Below are 15,480 nucleotides of genomic sequence, written 5' to 3'. Positions count from 1 at the left end.
GACTGCGCCCCGCGGGCCTCACACGCCGGACGGGCTGGGAAAGCGGCCGACGTCTGAAAGCCGCGCCCCCACGGGGCCCCCACACGTCCGACCGCCTGGGAAAGCAACCCGCGCCCGAGGACCGCACCCCACAGGCCCCACACACCGAACCAGCCGAGAAAACCACCCGCGCCCAAAGACCGCACCCCACAGGCCCCACACACCGAACCAGCCGAGAAAACCACCCCCGTCCGAAGACCCCACCCCACAGGCCCACACACCCAACCAGCCGAGAAAACCACCCGCGCCCAAAGACCGCACCCCACAGGCCCCACACACCGAACCAGCTGGGAAAACCACCCGCGCCCAAAGACCGCGTCACGCGGGTGAATGCCGGCGGCGGCCTCACCCGCCCGGACGGGTGGCATCCCGAGCTGCGTCTCGCGGCCGTTCAGGGGGGCGGGCTCACGCAACCCCCGCTCCTCCGCCCGAAGCCAGGGCCCCCCTCCGGGGGGTGATACCCGCCGGTACTGCTCGTTGGCGGGCCGGGGTGCCTGTCCAGCAGGTTCCTCGGCGGGAGAGGAGGCGGCGGAGCCAGAGTTCCAGGGAGACCAGGTCTGCCAGGCCGTCCAGAGGCAGGGGCTCGCCTGCTGCTGCTGCGCGGAGGGCCTTGCGGACCACTCGGGCCTCCACCAGGCCCGCCTCCGCCAGCAAGGGAGTGCCGAAGAGGGCCATCAGGGAGTCGGCGGCCACCCTCAGCCCGGTGCGGGCCGCCACCGCTGCCGAGGCGTGGGAAGGGGCACCCCAGCCGGGCGGGAGATCGCTCACGCCGGCGCCTTCCAGGACCGTACGGAGGATCTCGGCACGCGCGCCGGGCTGCACGCGCAGCGCTTCGGGGAGGGCGCGGCAGGCGCGGACCACCTGGTTGTCGAGGAACGGCGCGTGCAGGCGTTGGGAGCGGATCTCGGCTGCCTGTTCCAGGATGCGCAGGTCGGCGGCGTGGCGGGCCAGGGCCGCTCGTGCGCGGTAGTCGCCCGGGCGTTGGGCCGGGCCCACGCCCGCGCGGCCCGTCGACGCCTGCAGGCGAACCGATACTTCAGCGAGGGCCTCGCCGGTCAGCCAGCGCGCCGCCGGGCCGGGTCTGGCCCAGGTGAGGGCGGCGAGGGACGCGCCGACAGCGCCGCCCGGCTCGTCGAAGCGGCGTTGCAGGAGGCGTTCGGCGAGGAGTTCGAGGCCCGCCCGGTACGGGGTCCTCGCCAGCTTCCGGGCCGCGCCGTACACGCGCGCGGGGACCATCACCGAGCCGTCCGCCTTCGCGAGTGCCGCGACGGGACGGACCAGGTGGCGGCGTTTGCGGTCCATCAAGAGGTCGGCCAGCCGGGCCGGGTGCGCGTCCAGGACCTGGCGGGCGCCGTAGCCCGTGAAGTGGTCCGCGCTGCCGGAGGCCAGGCGGGTGCGGTGGCGGGCCGCCGTCACCAGGGACTGGCCCGGTTCGTCCGTCAAAGGGCCGTCGAGTTCGGCGTAGGGGAGCGCCTCTTCGCCCCCGGTCACCACCACGTGGTGCAGGCGGGGGTTGGCGGCCAGCGAGCCCGCCCGCTCCAGTTCCGCCTCGCGGCCGCCGACCGCCAGGTCGTTGAAGGTGACCGCCAGCAGGCGTTCGCCCGCGCCCGTGCCGTGGCCCAGGACCGTGCCCGGCATGCCCGGCAGGCCGGCCGCCAGCAGGGCGAGCGTCCCGGACGCCGGGCCGCCGGAGAGGTCCGCGCCGATGCCCGCCACCGGCATCCCGCGCGCGGCGCGGCGCTCCGCCGGGCCCATGCCGGGAACGGGACCCGGGTCCATGTCGACTCCAGGGACGTGTCTCGGCGCCGCCAGCCGCGTGCGTACCGCCTCCACCAGCGCGTCGCGCACCGCGTCGACCGCGCTGTCCGGGTCCGCCGAGGGCGCCGCCACCGCGAGCGAGGCGACCGGCTCGTAGCCGGCGATCTCACGCGCGCCCGCGCGCAGGATCAGCGCATGCCCCGGCGGAATGCGCCGCACGCCGTCGTAGGGCGTGGAGTCGTGCAGCGCGGCCGGTACGTCGGGGGCGGCGAGGAGCGCGGCGAGGTGGCCGAAGTCGAGGTTGGCCTCGATGAGGTCGGCGAGGGGGAGCGCGGCGGTGGCGTAGGCCGTACCGCCCGCCCACGGGGTGTAGAAGACGGGGCGGGCGCCCGCCAGGTCGCCGCAGACGGTGACCCGGCGGCCGACCTGGACGATCGCCGTGTAGCTGCCCGGCCAGGCCGTCAGATGGCGCAGTGCGCCCCCGCGTGCGGCGAAGAGACCGACCCGCAGCTGCTCGTCGGAGGCCCCGCACGTGCCCAGGACCGCGATCCTGGTCTGGGCGTCGGCCTTGACCACCCGCACCTCGTCGGGCCGCCAGTCTCCGACCGCCCAGAGCGGGTCCGGGTCGCCCCACAGGAGTTGGGATCCCACCGGGTGCACGGTCTCGCCGTCCTGTCCGGTGGCCCCCGCGGAACCGATCTCCGAAGCCCCCGCGGCGGTGCTGCTCCACCCCACCAACCACCGCATGGACGCCTCCACAGGCTGTGGACAACCAGTGCACCGTACGAACTGGTTCACCATGCTGCCATGAAGGGCGCACGCCGGAGGCGTGGTGGAGCCGCTTACGACCCCCGGGCGACGCTTCGGCGCTCAACCGCCCGCAGGACCGAACACCCGTACCCGGTACGGCGTCTGCGACGCGAATGCGCCCCCGGAATGCTCCCCGAGAACGCCCTTCGCGCCCTCAAGTTCCGTGGTGGGAGCGGCAATTACCCGGGAAACGCGGAGGCGATTTTCAGCCAAATCGGTGATGACGGGCCAGGCTTGGACACGCTCCGTACATGCTCTGAGCATCGCCTCACCCGCGCGCAGCCCGGGAGACGGAGTTCGCCCCCCGGGCCCGTCCGCCGCCCGCGGGGATGAAGGCGGCGGTGTCCCCCAGCCCGCTGGATCCAGTACAGCGGGCCGACCCACGCACCGCCCATGGAAGCGCTCCCGGCATGGCCGGAGAAGAGCGCACGGACGGGCGCACGGCCACACAGCGGGAGCATGGCGCAACTGCGCGTATCGGTCCCGCACTTCAGTACGGACCACAATCCCGCCATCCGGAACAATGCCCCTTAACGCTTGGGATGCGGCGAACTACGCTGGGTTTACGAATGCCGCGTGGTTATGCCAGCGCGGCAGCCGTCTGTGTCGAGGGGTGGCGCATGTCCAGGGAGCAACGCGGGCCGAACGAAAAACTCGGCGCCGTTCTCGCCCTCGCGGGAATCAGCAACGCAGGACTCGCGCGTCGCGTCAACGATCTTGGCGCTCAACGCGGGTTGACTCTTCGCTACGACAAGACCTCGGTGGCGCGCTGGGTGTCGAAGGGCATGGTGCCGCAGGGTGCCGCGCCGCACCTCATCGCCGCCGCGATAGGGCAGAAGCTCGGCCGCCCGGTGCCGCTCCACGAGATCGGCCTCGCGGACGCGGATCCCGCACCCGAAGTGGGCCTCGCCTTCCCCAGGGACGTAGGACAGGCGGTGCGGTCGGCGACGGAGCTCTACCGTCTCGACCTCGCCGGCCGCCGGGCCGGCTCCGGCGGCATCTGGCAGTCGCTGGCCGGATCGTTCGCAGTAAGCGCATACGCAACGCCCGCCTCACGATGGCTGATAACACCGGCCGACAGTTCGGTCGCGCGCGAGGCGAACGCCGCCGACGGCTCGGGCGCACCGCTCAAAGTCGGCCACAGCGATGTGCAGAAGCTGCGGGAGGCCGCCGAGGACGCCCGGCGCTGGGACTCCAAGTACGGCGGAGGCGACTGGCGTTCGTCCATGGTGCCCGAGTGCTTGCGGGTGGAGGCGGCTCCGCTGCTGCTCGGGGCGTACTCGGACGAGGTCGGGCGCGCGCTGTTCGGGGCGAGCGCCGAACTGACCCGGCTCGCGGGCTGGATGGCCTTCGACACCGGTCAGCAGGAGGCCGCACAGCGGTACTACATCCAGGCGCTGCGGCTGGCCCGGGCCGCCGCCGACGTGCCCCTCGGGGGGTATGTGCTGGCGTCCATGTCGCTGCAGGCCACCTATCGCGGCTTCGGCGACGAGGGCGTCGACCTCGCGCAGGCCGCCCTCGAGCGCAACCGGGGCCTGGCGACCGCCCGCACCATGAGCTTCTTCCGGCTCGTCGAGGCACGGGCGCACGCGCGCGCGGGTGACGCGCAGGCGGCGGGCGGGGCCCTGCGGGCTGCCGAAGGGTGGCTGGAACGGGCCCGTGACGGTGACAATGACCCGTCATGGCTGGGTTTCTATTCGTACGACCGTTTTGCCGCAGATGCTGCGGAGTGCTACCGCGATCTGAAGGCACCGCGTCAGGTGCGGCGGTTCACCGAGCAGGCGCTGTCGCAGCCGACGGAGGAGTTCGTACGGTCGCACGGGCTGCGGTTGGTCGTCTCGGCGGTGGCCGAGCTGGAGTCGGGCAACCTCGATGCGGCGTGCGAGCAGGGGGTGCGGGCGGTGGAGGTGGCCGGGCGGATCTCGTCCGCGCGGACCACGGAGTATGTGAAGGACCTCCTGCACCGGCTGGAGCCGTACGGGGACGAGCCTCGGGTGGTGGAGTTGCGGGAGCGGGCCCGGCCCTTGCTGATGGCCCCGGCCTGAACCGGGGAAGGCGCAGCAGGAGCTCTTTCCTTCCACGTTTGAAGTGATTGTCAGTGGCGCAGTGCACTATCGGTAGGGGAGGTGGTGCGTGTGCGGCCGGGGATCGCTTACGACTGTGATGTGCTGGTGGTGGGGGGTGGCATCGTCGGGCTGTCCACGGCGTACGCGATCACGCGTGTCGCGCCGGGGACGCGGGTGACCGTGCTGGAGAAGGAGCCGGGGCCGGCCCGGCACCAGACGGGGCGCAACAGCGGGGTGATCCACAGCGGGATCTACTACCGTCCGGGCTCCCTGAAGGCGCGGTACGCGGTGCGGGGCGCCGCCGAGATGGTGAAGTTCTGCGCGGAGTACGGGATCGCCCATGCCGTCACCGGCAAGCTGATCGTCGCGACCGAGAAGGACGAGCTGCCGCGGCTGCACGCCCTGGTGCAGCGCGGGCGGGAGAACGGGATTCCGGTACGGGAGCTGAGCGGCCCCCAGATCGCGGAGTACGAGCCGGAGGTGCGCGGGCTCGCCGCCATACACGTCGGGACGACCGGGATATGCGACTTCGTGGGGGTCGCCCGGCAGCTCGCCGAGGCATCCGGGGCGGAGATCCGGTACGGGGCACGGGTCGAGCGGATCGACCGGCGGCCCGAGCTCGGGGTGGCCGTGCGGACGACGAGCGGTGACGTCGTCCGGGGGCGCGTGCTGGTGAACTGCGCCGGGCTGTACTGCGACGAGGTGGCCTGGCTGACCGGGGACGACCCCGAGATGCGGATCGTGCCGTTCCGCGGCGAGTACTACGAGCTGGCCCGCCCCGACCTGGTGCGCGGGCTGGTGTATCCGGTGCCGGACCCGGCGTTCCCGTTCCTCGGTGTGCACCTCACGCGCGGGATCGACGGCGGTGTGCACATCGGGCCGAACGCGGTGCCGGCGCTGGCGCGGGAGGGGTACGACTGGGGGGTCGTACGGCCGCGGGAGGTGGCGCGGACGCTGGCCTGGCCGGGGGCGTGGCGGATGGCGGGGCGGCACTGGCGGTACGGGGCGGGTGAGCTGGCGCGGTCGGTGTCCAAGGGGGCGTTCACCACGGCCGTGCGGCGGCTCTTGCCGGCGGTGACCGCGGATGATCTGGTGCCGGCTGCGGCGGGGGTGCGGGCGCAGGCGGTGCTGCGGGACGGGGGGCTGGTGGACGACTTCCTGATCAAGGAGGGGGCTCGGGCCGTGCATGTGCTGAATGCGCCCTCGCCTGCGGCGACCGCTTCGCTGCCGATCGGGCGGGAGGTGGCTGGGCGGGCGCTGGCCATGCTGGGCTCGGTGTGAGGTGGCCCGGCGCCGGGGTCGGACTCGCGGCGGATCCGCCGACGGATGCAGCTCGCCCCCGCCGCCCCTACCCGTCCCGTACCTGGAGGCTGCCGCCCCCAGACCCCCGCTTCGGCCCTTGAGGGGCCTTGTCCTCAAACGCCGGACGGGCTGGTCGTCACCGTGCCCGTAAAATCGACCCCACTGTGTCTGACTCCCTCAACGCCCCAGAAGCCCCCCGCTCCGGCGATCACGTGCCGCACATCCCCGGAGTGTCGATCCGGCATACCCGGGCCAAAGGGGAGCCGCGGTTCCCGGACGGGCCGAAGGCTGATCCTGCCGGGTCGCACTTCGAGCGGCGGATCCGGAGTTTTCAGCCGCGGCGGAGCCGGGTGACCGCCGGGCAGGCGGATGCGCTGCAGCGGCTGTGGCCCAAGTGGGGGCTGGACGTCGACGGGCAGCGGACCCTGGATCTCGGCGAGCTGTTCGGGAACGGCAATCCCGTCGTGCTGGAGATCGGGTTCGGGATGGGTGAGGCCACCGCGCAGATGGCCGCCGCGGACCCGGACACGAACATCCTCGCCGTGGACGTGCACACCCCGGGACAGGGGAATCTGCTCAACCTCGCCGACCACGACGGGCTGTCCAACGTCCGCGTGGCCAACGGGGACGCGATCATCCTGCTGCGCGAGATGCTCACCCCGGATTCGCTGGACGGGCTGCGGGTCTACTTCCCCGACCCGTGGCCGAAGAAGCGGCATCACAAGCGGCGGCTGATCCAGCCGGAGTTCCTCGACCTGGCCGCGGCCCGGATCAAGCCGGGCGGCATCGTGCACTGCGCGACCGACTGGGAGCCGTACGCCGAACAGATGCTCGAAGTGCTGACGGCGCATCCGGAGTTCGAGAACACGCAGCCAGAGGGCGGTTTTGCGCCCCGTCCCGACTTCCGCCCGCTGACCCGTTTCGAGGGCCAGGGACTGGACAAGGGACATGTCGTGAACGACCTGCTCTTCCGTCGCGTACAGCACGACAACCAGCCCCCCACCGGCGCCTGAAGCCCCACGGCCCTGCGGGCAACCGAAGTACCGTCGCGGGCGGCGCCCTCCCTCGTTAGGGTCAATGCCGTGGCCACCTTTCCCCCGTACCCGACGCATCCGCCACACCCCGGCGTCCCGGCCGGCGGTGCGCTCGGGCACGCTCACTGGTGGCAGCGCAGGGCGGTGCGGTACGGCGCGCTCATCACCTTGCTCGCGCTCTCCGGGCTCGTCATCCTCGCCCTGGTGCGCGAACAGACCGGCACCGAGGGGTTCCTGGTCGGGCTCGGGCTGGCCGTACTGCCCGTGCCGCTGCTCATAGCGGCGTTCCGCTGGCTGGACCGGGTTGCGCCCGGGCCCTGGCGCAACCTGCTGTTCGCCTTCGCGTGGGGGGCCTGTGCGGCGGCGCTGATAGCGATCGTCGCCAACAGCTTCGCCACGAAGTGGATAGCGACGGCGACCGCCGACCCGTCCAGCGCGGACACCCTCGGCGCGACCGTCATAGCGCCCATAGTCGAGGAGTCCTCGAAGGCGGCGGCCGTGTTGCTCGTGTTCCTGTTCCGCAGACGGGACTTCACCGGGATCGTCGACGGGGTGGTGATAGCCGGGGTCACCGCCACCGGCTTCGCGTTCACCGAGAACATCCTCTACCTCGGCACCGCCTTCGGCACCGACCAGCTCAACGGCGACCGCGGTATCGCCTCCGTCACCGCGGCGACGTTCTTCGTCCGCATCATCATGTCCCCGTTCGCGCACCCGCTCTTCACCGTCCTCAGCGGCATCGGCTTCGGCATCGCCGCGCTCTCCGCGGAACGCCAGCACCTGCGGCGGGTCCTCGTCCCGCTCTGCGGCCTGCTGCTCGCGATGGGCATGCACGCGATCTGGAACGGCTCCTCGAACTTCGGCGACTACGGCTTCTTCGCGGTGTACGCGGCCTTCATGGTCCCCGCGTTCGGACTGCTGACCTGGCTGGTCATCTGGACCCGCCAGCGCGAACTGCGCACCGTGCGCGAGGAACTGCCCGCCTACGCCGTCGCGGGCTGGCTCACCCCCGCCGAGCCCTACGCCCTCGGTTCGATGCGGGCGCGCCGACTGGCCCGCGAACACGCCGCCCAGCACCTCGGCAAGCCCGCCGCACGCGAGGTCGCCCAGTACGAGGCGTACGCGACCTCCCTGGCCTTCCTGCGGCACCGGGGCCGCCGTGGCCGCGCCGGCGCCGACTTCGTCGCCAGGGAACGGGAGTTGCTGCACGAGCTGTGGCGCCGCCGCGAGGTGGCCCGCCCGGCGCTGGACCACGCTGCGCGGATGACGGCGCCCCCGGTGCCGGTGGCGGCGCCGCCCTGGCCGGTGTACGGGGCGTACGGGTACCCGGCGGTGCCGAATCCCGCGTACAACCCGTACCGGTCGTAGAGCCCGAGGGGGTCAGGCCGACGCTTCCGTCAGGCGGGCGACCTCGGCCTCGGTGAGCGTCAGTTCGCCCACCGCCAGCAGCGCCGGGAGCTGCTCCACTGTCCGCGCGGAGGCGATCGGGGCGGCGACCGTCGGCTGGGCGGCGAGCCAGGCCAGGGCGACCGTGGCGACCTGGGCGTCATGGGCCTGGGCGATCGCGTCGAGGGCGGTCAGGACCCGCTGCCCCCGCTCGGACTCCAGGTGCTTGGCCGCGCCGCCCGCCCGCGGGCTGTCGACCGTCGTGCCGGGCCGGTACTTGCCGGTGAGGAAGCCGGAGGCCAGGGAGAAGTAGGGGACGGCCGCGAGGCCGTAGCGCCCTGCCAGGTCCTGCAGCTCGCCCTCGTACGTGTCGCGCGAGACCAGGTTGTAGTGCGGCTGCAGGGCCACGTACTTGGCCAGGCCCTCGCGGTCGGAGAACTCCAGGGAGGCCCGCAGCCGGTCGGGCGAGATGTTGGACGCGGCGATGTGCCGGACCTTGCCCGCCTTCACCAGCTCGTCGAGCGCCCCGATGATCTCCTCGACCGGCACCTCGGGCTTGTCGAAGTGGGTGTAGTAGAGGTCGATGTGGTCGGTGTCGAGGCGGCGCAGGGAGGCCTCGGCGGCGGCCTTGATGTTGGCCGCGGACAGGCCCTGGAAGTCGGGGTGCTGGCTGACCTTGGTCGCGATGACCACGTCGTCGCGGTTGCCGCGCGACCTGACCCACTTTCCGATGATCGCCTCGGACTCGCCGCCCTGGTTGCCGTCGACCCACGCCGAGTAGGAGTCGGCGGTGTCGACGAAGTTGCCGCCGGCGGCCGCATAGGCGTCGAGCACGGCGAAGGAGGTGGCCTCGTCGGCGGTCCAGCCGAAGACGTTGCCGCCCAGGGAGAGCGGGAAGACCTCGAGGCCGGAGGAACCGAGCTTGCGCAGAGAAGGAGAAGTCATGCCCTACGTCAACGCCCGCCCCGGAGGCCGGTCTTCCGCGGCGGGCGCAAAGATCCCGTAAACAAGGGGACTACGGCACTCCGGGTACGGACGGAGAACGTACGGGTGTCAGGGGTTGAGGCCCTTGCTGCGCAGCCACGGCATCGGGTCGATGCCCGTGGCCTGGCCGCCGGGGTGGACCTCGAGGTGGCAGTGCGGGCCGGTCACGTTGCCGGTGGCGCCGACGCGGCCGATGACATCGCCCGTGCTGACCTTCTGGCCGACGCTGACGCTGATCGACGACTGGTGGCAGAACCAGAGCTCCGTACCGTCGTCGAGGGTGAGGATCGTGCGGTAGCCGTACGCCCCAGCCCAGCCGGCCTGCGTGATGGTGCCGGAGTGGATGGCCTTGATGAGCGTGCCCGTGGGGGCGGCGAAGTCGAGGCCCGTGTGGTAGCCGGAGGACCACATGGAGCCGGCCTGACCGAAGGTACCGGTGATCGTGTAGGAGACGACCGGAAGCGTGTACTGCTTGGCCAGCTCGGCGAGCTTTGCGGCCTCGGCGGCCTTCTTGGCCGCCGCCTCCGCCTTCTCCTTGGCGGCCTGGGCCTTGGCGGCCGCGTCCTTCTCGGCCTGTGCGGCCGCGTCGTCGATCTGCTTCGCGAGGGCGGCCTCGACGGCTGCCTGGCTCTTGCTGTCGATCTGGACCTGCTGCGACTCGGCCTGCGCCATGATCCGGTCGCGCAGCGCCTCACCGGCGCCCTTGGCGCCCTGCGCGGTGCCCGCGGAGGTGGTGGCGACATCGCTGAGCGCGGTCGCGGAGCCCTTGGGGGCGTCGGAGCCGCCGCCGAAGACATGGCTCACGGAGGCGAGATCGGGCATGGAGATCGACACCGGCGGCTTGCCGGTGTTGGCGCTGGCCATGCCGCCCGCGCCGACGGCGGCTATGACGCCGACGCCCAGGACCGTGGAGCTGCGGGCGAGTCCCCCGCCGCGCTGCTTGGCGACACGGTGCCGGCCGCGGACCGGGGCGATGGAGTCCTCGGTGGGATTCCACTCCTCCCAGGGGCCCTCGTCGGTGCGTCGGCCGGCGAAGCCGAAGGGTTCGGTGCTCGGCACGAACGGGGCTGCCGGGGCAGGCGGGTTGGACGCCACGTGGGCGTGCTCCTTTCCTTCCTTCTCGCCTACCGGGTTAGCTGACGGGTTCGGAGCAGGAAGGTCTCCTACGCGCGTATACCTGCCGTGTTGCCACGGCGGTGTCGGCGCGATTCACCCCAGGGTGGTGGTTCCCCGGTTCCCTTGCGGGATTCGGCGCGTGCGCACGGAGCCGCCTCTTGTGACGGCTGGGACGACCGCGCTGCGTTATCGAACGTTAATAGACCCGGGGCGTCGTTTCCAAGGTGTTCCGCTTGATCATTAACCTTTCCGACCTGGACAGACGGCGCATGAACGGCAAAAAACGGGCGAGTTGACCGCGCCTCAGGACCCTCAGGGCCGTCGTACGGCGAGCAGCGCCATGTCGTCCGCCATGGCCTCACCGGCATATCTGCGCACCTCCCGCGCGAGCGTGGCGAGCAGCGCGGCGGGATCGTGGAAGACCCGGCCTACGAGCCGGTCCGCGGGTTCGAAGAACCGCCCGTGCTCGTCCCGCGCCTCGGACAGCCCGTCGGTGTACAGCAGCAGTGTGGCCCCGCTGCGGAACGCGGTCTCCTCCGCGCGGTCGGGCCGGCTCCCGAAGTCACCCATGCCGAGCGGCAGCGCGGGCTCGCAGGCGTGCAGGGTGTGCACGGCGCCGTCGGGACACAGCAGCAGCGGGGGCGGGTGGCCGCGCGTGACGATGCGGACGACGCCCTCGCCGTGCGGGAGTTCGGCGAGCACGGCGGTGGTGAACCCCTCGAACAACTCGATGCCCTCGCGCCGCGCCGCCTCGCGCGCCAGCGCCCGGTCCAGCCGCTGCGCGACCGCCTCCAGCGTGGCCTCCTGCTCGGCGGCCTCCCGGAACGCCCCGATGGCGACCGCCACGGCGGCCACCGCCCCCATCCCCTTTCCTCGCACGTCGCCCACGACCAGCCGTACGCCGTGCGGGCTGTCCTGCACGGCGTACAGGTCGCCGCCGATGGATGCGTCCGCCTGCGCGGCCTCGTACCGTGCCGCGATCGTGAACCCTCCGATCCGCTCGGCGGGTTCGGGCAGCACGGCGCGCTGGGCGGCCTCGGCGATCTCGCGCTGCGAGGCGAGTTCCTCGCGTCCGCGGCGGACGAGGAGGTTGATGAGGACGGCCAGGACGGAGACCGTCGCGACGGTGGCCAGCTCGGTGATCGCCTCCACCTGGAGGAGGATGCCCACCTGGGCGTGGATCGCGGTGACGACGAGGACGGTCGCGAGGCCGGTGAGGACCGTGCCGCGGCGCGAGTAGAGCGGGGCGGCGACCAGGGGTGCGGCCGTGAAGAGGGGGCCCGCCGTGAACCGCGACGGGGTGAGGTAGTCGTAGAAGGTCCCGCCGACGATCAGCAGCGCCGGGAGCAGCCGCACGAAGGTGCGTGCGTATGAGATCGGCCCCTCCTGCTCCACCCCTCCAGGTTTCCCGGTGCGGCGGCGCGGGGCGAGCCGGATGACCCGAACGGGGGAAACACTCAGGGCCGGAGTCCAGTGACTGGACTCCGGCCCTGAGCCTTGAGTAGCGGGGACAGGATTTGAACCTGCGACCTCTGGGTTATGAGCCCAGCGAGCTACCGAGCTGCTCCACCCCGCGTCGGTGTGTCACCAGCATACGCCATCCGCGGGGCTGTCTGCGCCAGGGTTAACGTCCACCCTCGTTCACCTGCGTTTTCCGGTCCGCGCGGCCTCGGTCAGGCGGCCGGACTGTCCGCCTGGATGGTCCCGACCGACCCGCTTTTCTGCCGGGGGTCCGGGGGCCGTCCCCCGGAAAAACGCAGCCCGGGGCCCGCGCGGCCTCGGTCAGGCGGCCGGGTTGTCCGCGTGGGTGAGGGTCTCCCAGGAGACGAAGAGGTCGTCGGTGCCGGCCGGGCGGGTCTGCTCGGCCAGCTTGTGGGCGGCCGGGACGGGGGTGCCGAGCCGGTTCTCCAGGTGGTTGAGGGCGACCTCCAGGTCGGGGCCCATGTTCCCGACGACCCTGCCGCCGCACAGCCACCGCGGGGGTTTGGCCCCCATCTCGTAGCGGGCGTGGAAGTCGAGGGCCGCTTTCAGCCGGTCCTTGACGTCTCCGTACAGGTCGACGCCCTGGTGCCAGGCGGTCTCGGCGATGTGCGCGGTGGCGGCGAGGGAGTAGCCGACGTGCTTGAAGTTGCGGCAGGTCTCCTGTGCGATGCCGTCCTCGAACTTCGTCTCCTTGAACCAGTACGTCTCCAGCTTCTGCACGGTGTTGGCGTCGGAGCCGGCCGGGGTGAGCGGGATCTTGCCGTCCTTGCGCAGATAGAAGTAGTCGGGCACCAGGCCGCGGAAGCGTTTGACGGCGGCGTCGAAGGTCTTGTGGTCGTCGGTGAAGACGGCGATCCCAATGGCTGCATCGGTCATCGCAAGGTCCCAGTTGCCGTTGTAGTCGGGCAGGTCCCTGGTGACCTCGGGGAGGTAGGCGGTGCGCAGCATGGCCGTGAACCGCCGTACGCGGTCGGCGGGCCAGCCGGCGCCCGGTGCGTACCGGATGATCTCAGCGGCCCGCGCCCAGGTCGACCCGGCCCAGGAGGACTGCAGCCGGGCGTCCTGTGCCGTGTGCCGCTTCAGCTGCGCCGACCAGGCGTCCATGATCTCCCGGGCCTTCACCGCGTGCTCGTGCTGCCGGGTGACGCTGTACAGGAGGGCCTGTGTGTAGGCGGCGATGGCGTCCTGCCGCTCCTCCAGACAGCCCTTCGCGCCCTTGCCGCCCCAGGGGCAGTTGACGACCGCGGTCGGCTGGGCCGTGTACTTGTACGAGCCGTACTTGCTGTCCCGCATGTCGAGGAACGCCTGCAGCCAGGGCTGCTTGCCCGCGATGACGTTCTTGCGTACGACGTCCAGCTGGGCCTGGCTGACGAGGACACCGGGGTGGGTGAACGGTGCGCCCGGGGGCAGTGCCCTCGCCATGGTGCGGGTGCCGGGGTCGGTGCCGCAGGAGGCGACGAGCGCCGTCAGCAGGAGGACGAGGAGAACTGCCGCCGCACGTCTGGGAACTGACCTCACTGGCACTACCTCCGCGATCGCCTCCGGCCGGTCACTGGAAGCGTGGCCCTTCGGGGAGTCGGCCGCAGGATCTGTTGGGCCGATTGGCCGGTGCGGGGTGGTTGTGGCCGGCGGTGCTGGGGGCTGCGCCCCCAGATCCCCCTTCGGCCTGAACGGCCTCGTCCTCAAACGCCGGACGGGCTGAAAGATGCCGACCGGCGCTGAAAGACCACCCGCCAAGTCACCCCACCGAAGTCACTCCGTCAAGTCACCGCAACAAATGATCGTTCGGCGCCTTTGCCCGCTCCGCGTACTCCTCCAGTACGACGACCTCGACCCCCCGCCCCGCCAGCAACCCGCTCCCGTCCGCCCCCGTCACGAAGGTGTCCGGCTCGCGCCAGGCCGTGACCACCCGCCGTACCCCCGCGTCGAGGATCAGCCGTGCGCAGGGCTTGGGGCGGGAGGAGCGGTGGGCGCAGGGTTCCAGGCTGCTGTAGACCGTCGCCGTCGCCAGCCGGGGGTCGGCCGGATCGAGCTTGGCGAGGGCCGCCTCCTCGGCGTGGACGACCGGGTCGTCGCCCTCGCGGGAGTGGCCGCGGGCGAGTTCCGTGCCGTCTGCGGCGACGATCACCGCGCCGACGCTGAAGGCCGTGCGCGAGGGCGGGCACTCGGCCGCGAGGTCGCAGGCGAGGGCCAGCCAGTGGTGGTCGGCGGCGGTGGGGAGCGGGCCGGTGCCGGGGGCCGTGGGCTCGTAGCGCATGAGGACGACGTCCTCGATCCGGCGGGTTTCCGTCAGGCGCAGACGTCCGGGCTGGTAGGCGCCGGGGCCGAAGAGGCGGGGCGCGTCCGGGTCGCCCACGAAGAGGGGGGCCAGGACGAGCTGGAGTTCGTCGGCGAGGCCCTGCTGGAGGAGCTGGGTGTGGATCGTGCCGCCGCCCTCGACCATCAGGCGCCGTACACCGCGCACCTCGTACAGATGTTCAAGGAGGCGGCGCCAGTCGAGGTCGGGGCCGAGCGGGACGACGTCGGCGGCGAGGCCGAGGGCGCGTGCGCGCTCGGCTCCCTTGTCGGTCGTGAAGACGAGCTTCTCACCGCCCGTGTGCCAGAAATTGGCGTCCGGGTCCAGGTCTCCGGAGCCGCTGACGGTGACCTTGAGGGGGTACTCCGGCCGTCCGGCAGCCACCCGGGCGGCGCGGCGTTCGGGCGAGTTGACCAGCAGGCGGGGGTTGTCGGCGCGGATGGTGCCGGCGCCGACGAGGATCGCGTCGACGGAGGCCCGGACCTCGTCCACGCGGTCGAAGTCCGCCGGGCTGGAGAGCAGCAGGCGCTCGGGGCCGGTGTCGTCGAGGTAGCCGTCGAGGGAGACGGCGGCGGACAGCAGGACGTACGGGAACGGCATCGGACGCGCTCACTCTCGGCGGCGGACGGTCTTGGTTAAAGTTTGAAACAAACCTACACTGGACGTATGACGACTCGCTGGCTCACGGAGAAGGAGCAGCGCGCCTGGCGCGCGTACATCGCGGCGACGCACCTCCTGGAGGACGCCATCGACCGGCAGCTCCAGCAGGACGCCGGCATGCCGCATCTGTACTACTCCATCCTGGCCAACCTCTCCGAGGCGCCGGACGGCAGGCTGCGCATGACCGATCTCGCCGAGCGGGCGAAGATCACACGCAGCCGGCTGACGTACGCCGTGACCCGGCTGGAGAAGGACGGTCTGATCCGGCGCGAGGACTGCCAGTGGGACAAGCGCAGCAGCTTCGCCATGCTCACCGACGAGGGGATGGCCGTGCTGGAGCGGACGGCGCCGGGCCATGTGGAGACCGTGCGTTCGCTGCTCTTCGACCAGCTGACCCCGCAGCAGGTGGAGCAGATGGAGGAGATCTTCTCGGGAGTGGCGCAGGCGCTGGAGCGGGATGAGGAGCGCCCCACCCCGGAAGAGGTCCCCTGGCGCCGCCGCTCCTCCGGTCCGTGTTCCTGAGGCGCCCGGAAATCTGAAGCATCCC

11 protein-coding genes, 1 tRNA gene and 1 riboswitch are annotated in these 15,480 nt (G+C 72.0%); of the genes, 5 read left to right on the top strand and 7 right to left on the bottom strand.

All coding sequences use genetic code 11. The features are described 5' to 3' along the window. Positions 1 to 444: 444 nt before the first annotated feature. Complete coding sequence (locus ACFY1E_RS09525) at positions 445 to 2,544, bottom strand: asparagine synthase-related protein (protein WP_389073304.1); 2,100 nt, start codon at positions 2,542 to 2,544, stop codon at positions 445 to 447. A 683-nt stretch (positions 2,545 to 3,227) separates the two neighbouring features. On the opposite strand from ACFY1E_RS09525, the gene ACFY1E_RS09520 reads away from it, so the two are divergent. The 4 genes from ACFY1E_RS09520 to ACFY1E_RS09505 all read left to right on the top strand — a co-directional run bounded on the left by ACFY1E_RS09520 (position 3,228) and on the right by ACFY1E_RS09505 (position 8,377). Further along, positions 3,228 to 4,652, top strand: a complete 1,425-nt coding sequence (locus tag ACFY1E_RS09520; protein WP_389073303.1) for an MFS transporter — start codon at positions 3,228 to 3,230, stop codon at positions 4,650 to 4,652. Between the two features lie 81 nt (positions 4,653 to 4,733). Beyond that, positions 4,734 to 5,954, top strand: a complete 1,221-nt coding sequence (gene lhgO / locus ACFY1E_RS09515; protein ID WP_389073302.1) for an L-2-hydroxyglutarate oxidase — start codon at positions 4,734 to 4,736, stop codon at positions 5,952 to 5,954. A gap of 185 nt (positions 5,955 to 6,139) precedes the next feature. Further along, positions 6,140 to 6,988 (top strand): tRNA (guanosine(46)-N7)-methyltransferase TrmB, encoded by an 849-nt coding sequence (gene trmB, locus ACFY1E_RS09510; RefSeq protein ID WP_389073300.1) that lies wholly within the window; start codon positions 6,140 to 6,142, stop codon positions 6,986 to 6,988. Between the two features lie 69 nt (positions 6,989 to 7,057). Further along, positions 7,058 to 8,377, top strand: coding sequence for a PrsW family intramembrane metalloprotease (locus ACFY1E_RS09505; RefSeq protein ID WP_389073298.1), 1,320 nt, complete (start codon positions 7,058 to 7,060; stop codon positions 8,375 to 8,377). Between the two features lie 12 nt (positions 8,378 to 8,389). Here the strand turns inward: ACFY1E_RS09505 and ACFY1E_RS09500 are convergent, their stop codons facing one another. From ACFY1E_RS09500 to ACFY1E_RS09475, 6 genes are all read right to left on the bottom strand, one after another. Continuing rightward, entirely contained in the window at positions 8,390 to 9,340 is a 951-nt protein-coding gene (locus ACFY1E_RS09500) for an aldo/keto reductase (RefSeq protein WP_389073296.1), read from the bottom strand. Between the two features lie 108 nt (positions 9,341 to 9,448). Continuing rightward, positions 9,449 to 10,474 carry a M23 family metallopeptidase gene (locus ACFY1E_RS09495; RefSeq protein ID WP_389073294.1) on the bottom strand — a complete coding sequence of 342 codons (1,026 nt, stop codon included), beginning with the start codon at positions 10,472 to 10,474 and terminating at the stop codon, positions 9,449 to 9,451. Positions 10,475 to 10,485: 11 nt separating this feature from the next. Then, a riboswitch (cyclic di-AMP (ydaO/yuaA leader) is annotated at positions 10,486 to 10,643 on the bottom strand. Between the two features lie 164 nt (positions 10,644 to 10,807). Further along, a complete protein-coding gene (locus tag ACFY1E_RS09490) occupies positions 10,808 to 11,890 on the bottom strand; it encodes a PP2C family protein-serine/threonine phosphatase (RefSeq protein WP_389073291.1) in 1,083 nt (360 codons plus the stop codon). Positions 11,891 to 11,997: 107 nt separating this feature from the next. Continuing rightward, a tRNA-Met gene (locus tag ACFY1E_RS09485) sits at positions 11,998 to 12,071 on the bottom strand. Positions 12,072 to 12,277: 206 nt separating this feature from the next. Next, positions 12,278 to 13,501: an alginate lyase family protein gene (locus tag ACFY1E_RS09480; protein ID WP_389073289.1), complete on the bottom strand. Its 1,224-nt coding sequence runs from the start codon at positions 13,499 to 13,501 to the stop codon at positions 12,278 to 12,280. 241 nt (positions 13,502 to 13,742) lie between these two features. Further along, positions 13,743 to 14,873 (bottom strand): dihydrofolate reductase family protein, encoded by a 1,131-nt coding sequence (locus ACFY1E_RS09475; protein ID WP_389073286.1) that lies wholly within the window; start codon positions 14,871 to 14,873, stop codon positions 13,743 to 13,745. A 66-nt stretch (positions 14,874 to 14,939) separates the two neighbouring features. Between ACFY1E_RS09475 and ACFY1E_RS09470 the strand changes: the two genes are divergently transcribed. Next, the gene (locus tag ACFY1E_RS09470; protein WP_389073284.1) at positions 14,940 to 15,455 is read left to right on the top strand and encodes a MarR family winged helix-turn-helix transcriptional regulator; all 516 of its coding nucleotides are present in this window, start codon (positions 14,940 to 14,942) and stop codon (positions 15,453 to 15,455) included. Positions 15,456 to 15,480: the final 25 nt, after the last annotated feature.

Origin of the sequence: Streptomyces sp. NPDC001604 (genome assembly GCF_042893475.1) — a bacterium.
In the GTDB taxonomy this organism is placed as follows: Bacteria; Actinomycetota; Actinomycetes; order Streptomycetales; family Streptomycetaceae; genus Streptomyces.
Note: the sequence above shows the minus strand (reverse complement) of the source record. Positions and strands in the feature narration are given on the sequence as shown.

Excerpts from the sequence above, each read along its gene's own strand:
- ACFY1E_RS09525 (WP_389073304.1), bottom strand. The coding sequence starts at position 2,544 with ATGCGGTGGTTGGTGGGGTGGAGCAGCACCGCCGCGGGGGCTTCGGAG.
- ACFY1E_RS09520 (WP_389073303.1), top strand. The coding sequence starts at position 3,228 with ATGTCCAGGGAGCAACGCGGGCCGAACGAAAAACTCGGCGCCGTTCTC.
- ACFY1E_RS09500 (WP_389073296.1), bottom strand. The coding sequence starts at position 9,340 with ATGACTTCTCCTTCTCTGCGCAAGCTCGGTTCCTCCGGCCTCGAGGTC.
- ACFY1E_RS09475 (WP_389073286.1), bottom strand. The coding sequence starts at position 14,873 with ATGCCGTTCCCGTACGTCCTGCTGTCCGCCGCCGTCTCCCTCGACGGC.
- ACFY1E_RS09470 (WP_389073284.1), top strand. The coding sequence starts at position 14,940 with ATGACGACTCGCTGGCTCACGGAGAAGGAGCAGCGCGCCTGGCGCGCG.